This is a genomic window from Citrobacter freundii complex sp. CFNIH9 (assembly GCF_002903305.1).
Classification (GTDB): Bacteria; Pseudomonadota; Gammaproteobacteria; order Enterobacterales; family Enterobacteriaceae; genus Citrobacter; species Citrobacter portucalensis.
Genome location: NZ_CP026238.1, coordinates 1,203,639 through 1,215,140 on the forward strand (window position 1 = coordinate 1,203,639; position 11,502 = coordinate 1,215,140).

General features: G+C 51.6%; 11 protein-coding genes. 2 read left to right on the forward strand and 9 right to left on the reverse strand.

What is annotated here, in order from left to right; genetic code table 11:
* Positions 1-58: 58 nt before the first annotated feature.
* Entirely contained in the window at positions 59-1,507 is a 1,449-nt protein-coding gene (gene thiI / locus C2U43_RS05995; protein ID WP_008783933.1) for a tRNA uracil 4-sulfurtransferase ThiI, read from the forward strand.
* 65 nt (positions 1,508-1,572) lie between these two features.
* On the opposite strand, the gene C2U43_RS06000 is transcribed toward thiI, so the two are convergent.
* From C2U43_RS06000 to panE, 3 genes are read right to left on the reverse strand one after another with little or no spacing between them, the layout of a single operon-like run.
* Positions 1,573-2,655, reverse strand: a complete 1,083-nt coding sequence (locus C2U43_RS06000) for a hypothetical protein (RefSeq protein ID WP_103284809.1) — start codon at positions 2,653-2,655, stop codon at positions 1,573-1,575.
* A gap of 32 nt (positions 2,656-2,687) precedes the next feature.
* Positions 2,688-3,278, reverse strand: a complete 591-nt coding sequence (gene yajL, locus C2U43_RS06005; RefSeq protein ID WP_008783935.1) for a protein deglycase YajL — start codon at positions 3,276-3,278, stop codon at positions 2,688-2,690.
* The gene (gene panE, locus C2U43_RS06010) at positions 3,241-4,152 is read right to left on the reverse strand and encodes a 2-dehydropantoate 2-reductase (RefSeq protein WP_008783936.1); all 912 of its coding nucleotides are present in this window, start codon (positions 4,150-4,152) and stop codon (positions 3,241-3,243) included. Before panE ends, yajL begins: the two co-directional genes overlap by 38 nt.
* A 174-nt stretch (positions 4,153-4,326) precedes the next feature.
* Between panE and C2U43_RS06015 the strand changes: the two genes are divergently transcribed.
* Entirely contained in the window at positions 4,327-4,818 is a 492-nt protein-coding gene (locus tag C2U43_RS06015; RefSeq protein WP_003831002.1) for a YajQ family cyclic di-GMP-binding protein, read from the forward strand.
* 46 nt (positions 4,819-4,864) lie between these two features.
* Here the strand turns inward: C2U43_RS06015 and C2U43_RS06020 are convergent, their stop codons facing one another.
* The 6 genes from C2U43_RS06020 to cyoA form a co-directional block, all read right to left on the reverse strand.
* On the reverse strand, positions 4,865-6,229 hold the full coding sequence (locus tag C2U43_RS06020; protein ID WP_057067573.1) for an MFS transporter: 1,365 nt from the start codon (positions 6,227-6,229) through the stop codon (positions 4,865-4,867).
* A 221-nt stretch (positions 6,230-6,450) separates the two neighbouring features.
* Positions 6,451-7,341: a heme o synthase gene (cyoE, locus tag C2U43_RS06025; RefSeq protein ID WP_003831005.1), complete on the reverse strand. Its 891-nt coding sequence runs from the start codon at positions 7,339-7,341 to the stop codon at positions 6,451-6,453.
* 11 nt (positions 7,342-7,352) lie between these two features.
* Positions 7,353-7,682 (reverse strand): cytochrome o ubiquinol oxidase subunit IV, encoded by a 330-nt coding sequence (locus C2U43_RS06030; protein ID WP_003831006.1) that lies wholly within the window; start codon positions 7,680-7,682, stop codon positions 7,353-7,355.
* The gene (locus tag C2U43_RS06035; protein WP_003831007.1) at positions 7,682-8,296 is read right to left on the reverse strand and encodes a cytochrome o ubiquinol oxidase subunit III; all 615 of its coding nucleotides are present in this window, start codon (positions 8,294-8,296) and stop codon (positions 7,682-7,684) included. The genes C2U43_RS06030 and C2U43_RS06035 overlap by 1 nt, the downstream gene beginning before the upstream one ends.
* Entirely contained in the window at positions 8,286-10,277 is a 1,992-nt protein-coding gene (gene cyoB, locus C2U43_RS06040) for a cytochrome o ubiquinol oxidase subunit I (protein ID WP_003831008.1), read from the reverse strand. The genes C2U43_RS06035 and cyoB overlap by 11 nt, the downstream gene beginning before the upstream one ends.
* A 19-nt stretch (positions 10,278-10,296) precedes the next feature.
* Entirely contained in the window at positions 10,297-11,244 is a 948-nt protein-coding gene (cyoA, locus tag C2U43_RS06045; protein ID WP_103284810.1) for a cytochrome o ubiquinol oxidase subunit II, read from the reverse strand.
* Positions 11,245-11,502 lie beyond the last annotated feature (258 nt).

Consider the following 11,502-nt stretch of genomic DNA (forward strand, 5'->3'; position numbering starts at 1 on the left):
GCTGCTGTATTTTTTTCCATTACAAGTCATTCAGACTTGCCTAAGAACCATTGCCGCCATGAAGTTTATCATTAAATTGTTCCCAGAAATCACCATCAAAAGCCAATCTGTGCGTTTGCGCTTTATAAAAATTCTGACAGGGAACATTCGTAACGTTTTAAAGCACTATGATGAAGACCTTGCCGTTGTCCGTCACTGGGATCACGTTGAGGTTCGCGCTAAAGATGAAAGCCAGCGCCTGGATATTCGCGACGCGCTGACCCGTATTCCGGGTATCCACCACATTCTCGAAGTAGAAGACGTGCCGTTTACCGATATGCACGATATTTTCGAGAAGGCACTGGTGCAGTATCGCGATCAACTGGAAGGTAAAACCTTCTGTGTTCGCGTGAAGCGTCGCGGGAAGCATGAGTTTAGCTCCATTGAGGTGGAACGTTATGTTGGCGGTGGACTGAACCAACATATTGAATCTGCACGCGTGAAGCTGACGAAGCCGGATGTGACCGTTAATCTTGAAATCGAAAACGACCGTCTGCTGCTGGTTAAAGGCCGCTATGAAGGTATTGGTGGTTTCCCGATTGGGACGCAGGAAGACGTACTGTCGCTGATTTCCGGCGGTTTCGACTCTGGTGTATCCAGCTACATGCTGATGCGTCGCGGCTGCCGTGTACACTATTGCTTCTTTAACCTTGGCGGCGCAGCGCATGAAATCGGCGTTCGCCAGGTGGCGCATTACCTGTGGAACCGCTTCGGTAGTTCGCATCGCGTGCGTTTTGTTGCTATCAACTTTGAACCGGTGGTCGGTGAGATCCTGGAGAAAGTTGATGACGGCCAGATGGGCGTGGTTCTCAAACGTATGATGGTTCGCGCGGCGTCGAAAGTCGCTGAGCGCTACGGCGTACAGGCGCTGGTAACCGGTGAAGCACTGGGCCAGGTGTCCAGCCAGACGCTGACCAACCTGCGTCTGATCGATAACGTTTCTGACACCCTGATCCTGCGCCCGCTTATCTCCCATGATAAAGAGCACATCATCAATCTGGCGCGTGAAATTGGCACCGAAGACTTTGCCCGTACCATGCCGGAATACTGCGGTGTAATTTCAAAAAGCCCGACGGTGAAAGCGATCAAAGCGAAGATTGAGGCCGAAGAAGAAAACTTCGATTTCTCTATCCTCGATAAAGTGGTTGAAGAAGCGAACAATATCGATATTCGCGATATCGCCCAGCAGACGCAGCAGACCGTGGTAGAAGTGGAAACCGTGAGCGGTTTCGGCCCGAATGACGTAATCCTTGATATCCGTTCTGTGGATGAACAGGATGATAAACCGCTGAAGGTTGAAGGTGTGGACGTCGTTTCTCTGCCATTCTACAAGCTGAGCACTAAATTCGGCGATCTGGACCAGAGTAAAACCTGGCTGCTGTGGTGTGAACGCGGGGTGATGAGCCGTCTGCAGGCGCTTTATCTGCGCGAGCAGGGCTTTGAGAACGTGAAGGTGTATCGCCCGTAATTGAGTAAACACCGTGTTGTAGGCCGGATAAGGCGGTTACGCCTCCATCCGGCAATATAACGATATTATTCAAAACGAACGGGAAGTGTCTTCCCGTTCGACTCCCAGACCCCCTGATAGACACCGTCTTTTAATTCCAGCGTTATCTTCTCTTGCGTTTTTTCAGCCGCAGATGTCTTCAGTTCATAATGTTGATTGTCGGCTGTGTCGCATTTGCCGGTCAATTCAATCGGTGCGCCAAATTTTTGGTAAAAGTAAGCCCCTTCAAAAAAATCACCGTATTTGCAGTCCACCTTCAACACAATATGCATGCTTTTTCCCAGCGTGCCGTACATGACTTTGCCGTCAATGCCGGGCGCTGGCGAAACTGGTGTTGTACTCTTTGCTGTAGTCAGATATTGGCCGTACGGTGTGAGTCGATTTTGCAGTTCCGCGGTTGGGATTTTCGTTGTGAAATCACCCAACTCGTCGAGCGCACGGCTGGCGTGGTTGCTACAGCGTCCGTTCAGGAAAGCCAGATGGTCTTTTTGCAGGGAGAATTTGTCGATGTAGTACAAACCGTCGGTGTAGGTTGCGCACGATGCGTAGAATTCGGCATAGTTAAAATCTTCACCTTTCTCTTCTTTTATTTGTTCTGGTGTTTGCGAATTATGCGCCGTAACAAAGGTATCGATTTGGCCGCGGATATCTTTTCTGGTGCGGGTGTTTAATTCGGCGATTGTAGCCCGGGAAAAGAGATCGTTAAGGGTAATTGCCGCACCGCTGGCTAAATCGAAGCTGATCGGCACATTGTACGACTCGCAATACGCCCCGCAACCTTCGATAAACATATTCATGGTCAGGATTTTTGCGTCGCGATACTCAACCGTGTAGTCAAGGTTTGCGGTGGGATTCATGGCTGATTTCGCAAACTGATTTACTGTGGCCTGTGGAGTATTGCCCGGTAGCTGATTGATAAAGCTTGCGAAAATATAATCGTTAATGCGTTTTGCAACGTTGGGGTTATCCGTCGAGGAAAACCATGGCAAGCGATACTGCATTTCAGTGCTTCCGGGATAGCGATATTCAATACTCTTTATTTCGAGTTGTGTCGCTGTGGCATAACCGGAAAGGAGCAGTAAAGCCACTCCACTCAGATATCCTTTCATTATGATTCCTTATAAGGGAGTGGCTCGAAGATTTACTCGTAGTAGTTATAGATTCCCGCGGCCATCACCAGTTGTGACGCCACCTCGTGAGCTTTTTCGCGACTCACCAGAAGATCAATGATTTTCAAACCGAAATCAATGGAAGTCCCCGGTCCCTGGCTGGTTAACAGGTTGACGCGAGGATCCCATACGACGCGCTTGTCCTGCCACTGGTCAGCGGGAATTTGGTCTTTCAGCGCCGGAAAACCGGTCATGTTACCGATGGGGAAAATATCGTGTGGGACGAGTACGGTGGCGGCCGCGGCGCAAATTGCCGCGACAATGCGCCCGGAACGATGAAACTGTTTCACGGTTTCGATAAGCAGCGGGCTGTCGCGAAAACACTCGGCGCCTTTAATACCGCCCGGCAGCACGATAATGTCGAAATCGCCGTCAGCAACTTCGACTAATGGCGCATCCGCCAACAGCTTCACTCCGCGTGAGCAGACGATCGTCAGGTCGCCATCGCTGGCGACGCTGGCGGTCGTGACCTTAATTCCGCCGCGAACCAGCAGATCGATAGTGGTGACCGCTTCGGTCTCTTCACTACCAGGGGCGAGACATACCAGTGCTTGAGCGCTCATACTCACTTTCCTTTCTCTTTACCATTTCAAACAGTTGGGCGTTTTCCGGGACGGCGATGCCGTGCGCGCGGGCGCGTTTTAACAAATATCCGGTAATGTAGTCGATCTCTGTATGACGCAGGGCACGAATGTCTTGCAGCATTGATGAGATATTTTCCGCCGTACTGTCAATCACTTGCTCGACATAATAGCGTAAATCATCCACAGATGTGTGGTGGCCTTCGCGTTCAATGACCGCGGCCACTTCCTCGCAGATGAGTGCTATTTTTTCAGGATGATGGCGTAACTCGCCGTTTGGGCAATTCCATAATGCGGTCAGCGGGTTAATGACGCAGTTGACGGCCAGCTTTCGCCACAGCTCGGCGCGAATAGTATCGTGCCAGGCGACGTCCGGTAGCACCTCTTGCAGGACTTCAGCCAGATAACTGAAATCACCGTCTTGTTCACGTGCCGGACCAATGCGTGTTGTTCCCTGAGCGACATGAATGATGACGTTGCCGTCACGGCGTGCCGCGTGGGTGGTGGTGCCTATCAGCAGAGGTTGCTTAATGTTATGCAGCTCTTCAATTGTCCCCATGCCGTTGTGAATCAGCAGAATGGGAGTAGTTTCAGGCAGAATTGCGGCCAGGCCTTTTACCGCATCAGAAACCTGCCAGGCTTTAAGGGTGACCAGTAGCAGGTCGCTTTTTGCCAAAAAGTCGGGGTCGTTTGCCGTCAGGGATTCATTAAAAACTGACCCATCCGTGTCGATCAGGTTTACGCTGCAATAGGGTTGCGGTACGCGTAGCCACCCTTGCACCTCATGTCCATGTTTGCATAGCGCGGTAAGCCAAAGCTGTCCTAGCGCTCCACATCCCAGTACGGTAATTTTCATTCTTCCTCCTCACCTGCAACAGCACCAGGTGTTAATCCATATCGGCCGTACCCCATTATTGTTCGCAGGTATCAGTACCACGTACAATTAAAGGATACAGCCTAGTATAGCGCTGTCTGTTGGGTAACTTTGCAGGTATTATGCTTCGCATCAAAAATGAAGGGAGAGGAAAAGATGCCATCTTTCGATATTGTCTCTGAAGTTGATCTTCAGGAAGCCCGTAACGCGGTAGATAACGCCAGCCGTGAAGTGGAGTCACGCTTTGATTTTCGTGGCGTTGAAGCGACTTTTGAGCTGAATGAGTCAAATAAGACGATTAAGGTGCTGAGCGAGTCTGATTTCCAGGTCAATCAGTTGCTGGATATTCTGCGTGCCAAGCTGCTCAAACGCGGTATTGAAGGCACGTCGCTGGACGTACCAGAAACCTTCGTGCACAGCGGTAAAACCTGGTTTGTTGAAGCTAAGCTGAAACAAGGCATTGAAAGCGCAGTGCAAAAGAAAATCGTTAAGCTGATCAAAGACAGCAAACTGAAGGTGCAGGCGCAGATTCAGGGCGAAGAAATCCGTGTAACCGGCAAGGCGCGTGACGACCTGCAATCCGTCATGGCACTGGTTCGCGGCGGCGACCTCGGTCAACCGTTCCAGTTCAAGAACTTCCGCGATTAAGTCGTTATGTCAGATGGCGTAAGCCGCCATCTGACAAATCTCATCTTCACGCCTGGCTGATGGCCTGCTCAACCTCAAATCGATTGGTGACTTTGCTGTCGATTTTCACGTAGGCCGAATGCTCTTTCGCCACAATTAACACTTCGCTTATTCCTTCTTTAGCCAGCAGACGCTGCTTCAGGGTGTCATCCGCAGCAATTTCAGGTGGGATTTCCACCCGCAGGCTGCTGACATACGGCGGCTCTTTCATTGTACTTGCCACCAATAACCACACCGCCGCCAGAAGCGCACCGGCCAGGAATACGGCCTGACCATCGAACATTTCGACCACCCAACCGCCGAGCGAACCGCCAATCGCCACGCCAAGAAACTGGCTGGTGGAGTAAACGCCCATCGCCGTGCCTTTATAGCCAGCCGGAGACTCTTTACTGATAAGAGAGGGGAGGAGGGCTTCCATCAGGTTAAAGGCGAGGAAGAATATCTGCACACCCGCAATCAACCCCCAGAAACGCACGTTAGCGCTCCACAATACAATCTCTGCAATAAGTATCAGTAACACGCAGGCGAGGAACACGCGTTTCATCTTGCGCTTCACTTCGGCGTAAATGATGAATGGCACCACGGAAACAAAGGACAGCAGCATCGTCACCAGATAAATTTTCCAGTGCTCTGCTGCAGGGAAGCCTGCTTTCGCCAGTTGGCCTGGTAAAGCGACGAAGGTGGACATCAGCAATATGTGCAGACACATGATGCCAAAGTTGAGCTTCAGCAGTTTGGGTTCTGCCAGCACTTTGCTGAAGCTGCCTTTTACCATGCCCGACTCGCGGTTCAGCACGTGGGTAGTGCTATTGGGAACGACCCAAATGGTCAGCACGATACCCGTGGTAGCAAGGGCTGCAATCATCCAGAACAGCGCGTGTAGCCCCAGCGCATGGGTAACGATTGGTCCCAGCACCATCGCAATGGCGAAGGTGATACCAAAGCTGACGCCGATAAACGCCATCGCTTTGGTACGGTTTTGCTCACGGGTTAAGTCGGAAAGCAGCGCCATTACGGCAGCCGCAATGGCGCCAGAGCCTTGTAAAGCCCGACCAAGAATAATGCCCCAGATTGAATCGGAGAGAGCAGCAATTATGCTGCCGAGAACGAATACCGCCAGCCCGCCGACAATAAGCGGCTTACGACCGATGCGGTCAGAGAGCAGGCCAAAGGGGATCTGGAAGACGGCCTGGGCCAGACCGTAAATGCCGATAGCAAGGCCTATCAGCGCTTCGCTGGCACCCTGTAGCGCCATACCGTACGTGGTCAGAACCGGCAGGACCATAAACATGCCAAGCATGCGCAACGAGAATACGGTCCCTAAACCCCAGGTGGCGCGCAACTCACCGGGCGTCATTTTGTAATCGTTCATTCCCACCTCTGTATTAATTTCGCGCCTAGTGTAAAGCGCTAAGCAGGCTGGGTAAATATGCGCTTTATTAACAAATGTTGGGGTTGTGAGGGGCGTCGGCTGGAGACGAAAATGCCGGATAGCGATCTGAACGTAACTTATCCGGCCTACAAGCTATGTGCTTTTTTGTAGGCCGGATAAGGCGTCAGCCGCCATCCGGCATAGAAGGTGTGACGATTAACTTACCAGACGTAAGTCAGCAGGTTCTGCGAGTTTGGCACCATAAAGTCGACGGACATCATCACGGAAAGCGCGGTAATGGCGATGATGGAGAAACCGAACAGCTTGCGCGCCCAGACTCTGTCATCTTCCACTTTATAACCGCGCAGCGCCATGCCCAACCACCAGACGCTCACCGCCGCCGCAACAATCAGGTATTTATAACCTGCATAGCCGCCCAGGGTTAGCATCAGCGTGGCGATAGCAAACGCCACGATGTACAGCGTGATATGGTTCTTCGCGACCGAAATACCTTTCACCACCGGCAGCACCGGGATGTTGGCAGCCTGATAATCCTTGAAGCGGAAAATCGCAATCGCGTAAGAGTGCGGCATCTGCCACAGGCTGAAAATAGCCAGCAGAATCAGCGCACCGCTATCGAACTCACCGGTTACGGCACAGTAGCCAATCACCGGCGGCGCAGCGCCGGAGAGTGAGCCAATCAGCGTGCCATAAACGGAATGGCGCTTCATGTACAGGCTATAAACGCCCACATAGACCACGAAGCCCATTACCCCCAGCCAGCAGGCCAGAGGATTCGCGCCAAACCACAGCAGCATAAAGCCAGCAATACCCAGCAGGGTGGCGTATACCAGCGAGACCGCAGGGGAAATCAGACCTTTAACCAGCACGCGGTTTTTGGTCCTCTCCATCTTCCTGTCGATATCCCTGTCGATGTAGTTGTTAAATACACAACCCGACGCCACAACCAGTGACACCCCAACCAGCGTGTAGATAAACAGGGGATAATCAATGCTGCCTTTCGAGGCCAGCAGGAATCCCCCAATCACCGAGATCAGGTTGCCAAAGATGATGCCTGGTTTCGTTACTTGCAGGTATTGCTTAAACATCATAATCGCCGCTCTTAGTGCATCATCATGTTGTAGTTAAGGTTCCACATAATCCAGATGGAGCCCACAACCAGGATGGCGATGATTAGCACAGTAAAGACAAAGGCCGTCATGTTCCAACCTTCATCAGATTTGCTATTCATGTGCAGGAAGCACACCAGGTGCACCAGAATCTGTACCACAGCCATTGCCAGAATAGTTCCCAGAATGACGGCCGGTGAGGCAGAACCTGTCATCACCATCCAGAACGGAATGACCGTCAGGATGATCGACAGGATAAAACCTGTCATGTAGGTTTTTACGCTGCCATGGGATGCGCCGCCGCTCTCGTTAGAATGACTCATTACATCGCCCCCATCAGATAAACAACAGTGAACACACAGATCCACACCACATCCAGGAAGTGCCAGAACAGGCTCAGGCACATGATGCGGGTACGGTTAGTACTGGTCAGACCGCGACGAGCAACTTGCACCATCAGCACCGCCATCCAGATAAGACCGGAGGTGACGTGCAGACCGTGCGTACCGACCAGCGCGAAGAACGCAGACAGGAAGCCGCTGCGATCCGGGCCCATACCGTTAACAATCAGGTGATGGAATTCATAGAGTTCCATCCCGATGAATCCGGCACCGAACAAGAAGGTCAACGCCAGCCAGGAGATAACCTGGCTCTTGTTGTTCTTGTACATGGCAATCGCTGCCATGCCGTAAGTAATGGAGCTGAATAACAGCAGGAATGTTTCAACCAGAACGAACGGCAGTTCAAAAATGTCCTTACCTGTCGGGCCACCTGCGGTGCCGTTCACCAGAACGGCATAGGTTGCAAACAGAATAGAGAACAGAATGCAGTCGCTCATCAGGTAGACCCAGAATCCGAAGATCTTGGTCTGGCCTGCATCGTGGTGCCCGTGTTCGTGCGCGTGGGCAGTCGCGTGCGTTAAAGTATCAGTTGCCATTTTTCAGCCCTGCCTTAGTAATCTCATCGAAATGCTGGTTTTCCAGTTTTTCGACTTCCGGGACCGGCACGTAGTAATCCACGTCTTCATCAAAGCTTTTCACAATCCAGCTGATGATCATGCCTGCGAAGCTTGCAATCGCCAGCCACCAGATATGCCAGATCATGGCGAAACCAAACAGTGTTGCGAAGGCGGTAATGACGATACCGGCACCGCTGTTCTTCGGCATATGAATTTCTTCATAGTGCGCAGGCTGCTTGTACGCTTCACCTTTTTCTTTCATTTCCCAGAAGGCATCACGCTCGTGAACGTGCGGCACAACGGCAAAGTTATAGAACGGAGGCGGGGAAGAGGTTGCCCACTCCAGCGTACGACCACCCCATGGGTCACCGGTCAGGTCACGGTTCTGCTCGCGGTCGCGAATAGAAACGAAGATCTGAATCAGCTGGCACAGGATACCCAGTGCAATCAGCGCGGCGCCGCAGGCGGCAACGACCAGCATCGGATGGAACTGTGGATCAATCTGCTGGCTGAGGCGACGGGTCATACCCATGAAGCCCAGCACGTACAGCGGCATAAATGCTACGAAGAAGCCGATGATCCAGAACCAGAATGCGCGTTTACCCCAGGTTTCGTTCAGCGTGAAGCCAAACGCTTTTGGCCACCAGTAGGTCATACCAGCGAAGCATCCAAATACGACACCGCCGATGATAACGTTATGGAAGTGCGCAATCAGGAACAGACTGTTGTGCAGAACGAAGTCCGCACCCGGCACCGCCAGCAGTACACCGGTCATGCCGCCGACTGAGAAGGTGACGATAAAGCCAATCGTCCACAGCATTGCTGAGTGGAATACGATACGGCCCTGATACATGGTGAACAGCCAGTTGAAGATCTTCACCCCGGTCGGGATGGCGATAATCATGGTGGTGATACCGAAGAAGGCGTTTACGTTAGCGCCTGCACCCATGGTGAAGAAGTGGTGCAGCCAAACAACGAACGACAGAACGGTGATACACACGGTTGCCCACACCAGCGAGGTGTAACCAAACAGACGTTTACGTGAGAAGGTTGCCGCGATTTCGGAGAACACACCGAAGACTGGCAGAACCAGAATGTACACTTCCGGATGGCCCCAGGCCCAAATCAGGTTGATGTACATCATCATGTTGCCGCCCATATCGTTGGTAAAGAAATGGGTGCCCAGATAGCGATCCAGGGTCAGCAACGCGACGGTAACCGTCAGGATTGGGAAAGAAGCGATGATCAGGATGTTCGCGCACAGAGATGCCCAGCTAAACACCGGCATCTTGAACATGGTCATTCCTGGCGCACGCATCTTAATGATGGTCACAAAGAAGTTGATACCGGTCAGGGTTGTACCAATACCGGACAACTGGACTGCCCATATCCAATAGTCGACCCCGACGCTTGGACTGTACTCTATTCCCGAAAGTGGCGGATACGCCAGCCAACCGGTCTGCGCGAATTCACCCACGCCCAGAGAAAGGTTAACCAGGATTACGCCGACAACGGTGAACCAGAAGCTCAGGTTGTTCAGGAACGGGAATGCAACGTCACGTGCGCCGATCTGCAGCGGAACCACCAGGTTCATCAGACCGATAACAAATGGCATTGCCACGAAGAAGATCATAATCACGCCGTGAGCCGTGAAGATCTGGTCGTAGTGGTGAGGAGGCAGGAAGCCTGCTTCACCTGCAGAAGCCAGCGCTTGCTGACTACGCATCATGATGGCGTCGGCAAAGCCACGAATCAACATGACGATTGCGACGATGACATACATGATGCCAAGGCGTTTGTGGTCAACAGAAGTCAGCCACTCTTTCCACAGGTAGGTCCACTTACCGAAGTAAGTGATAAGGCCCAGTAAGGCCGCACCACCGATGATAATGGCAGCAATCGTAACCATGACAATAGGTTCATGGAACGGAACTGCATCCAGCGTCAATTTTCCGAACATCGTATTCTTCCTCGGCCCCTTAGTGAGCGGATTCCGCGTGGCTCATGTCCATGCCTTCCATTCCTTCGTGTGCGCTGTGCTCACCTTCGGGTTGGGTCATGTCCATGCTCTTACCGTGAGCCATAAATTTGTTAATAACATCTTTAAACAAATCCGGTTTCACGTTGGAGAAGTATTCCACCTGGTTGTATTCGCTTGGCGCAGCCACTTTCTCGAACGCTGCCATGTCGCTCATGGTGTTCGTGGACTGTTTAGCTTTAGCAACCCATTGGTCGAATTCGGCGCGGTCCTTTGTTGCGATAGCCTTGAACTTCATACCGGAGAAGCCTGGTCCGCTATAACTTGCGGAGATACCATCATAAGTACCGACTTCGTTGGCGATCAGATGCAGTCGAGTCTGCATACCGGCCATGGCATAAATCTGGCTACCCAGACGCGGGATAAAGAAGGAGTTCATCACGGAGTTGGAAGTCACTTTGAATTCAACCGGAGTATTCGCCGGGAAGGCGATTTCATTCACGGTAGCGATACCCTGTTCCGGATAGATGAAGAACCATTTCCAGTCCATGGAAACCACTTCGATGGTAATGGGCTTCTCGTCATGCGCCAGCGGTTTGCTTGGCTCAAGAGCGTGAGTGGTTTTCCAGGTCAGAACGGCAAGGAAAATGATGATTAAGATCGGCACCGTCCAGACCACAGCTTCCACTTTATTGGAGTGTGACCAGTTCGGGCTGTACTTCGCATCTTTATTGCTTGCACGATACTTCCAGGCAAAACTAACAGCCATCAAGATGGCGGGAATAACGACAATCAACATCAGGCCAAATGCCGTCAGTATCAATGACCGTTGTTCCAGTCCAATCTGTCCTTTAGGGTCAAGCAGCGCAGAATTACAGCCACTGAGTAATGCAGTGCCTGCAATTAATGACAACCATCCCAAACTTTTATTGTATTTCCTGAGTCTCATTTAACGACCTCAATTCCACGGGACCGGGTGGCGTTTAAAGTGTGAGGGCATTTTACGGGAAGGTTACATTACTGTAAACATCTCTAGATCTGTGTTACTGGGTTCTGCCGTGCATGTCACATATGTTGCAATATATGTCGCTTTGGCTTTAAGAACCTGTTGCAACATCACGTTATAACGAAAGCGGGCAGGTGGGGGGCGTACTGAGGGCAATTGGTATAACCAATACGAAAATAAAACAATTGCTTAACAATTGAT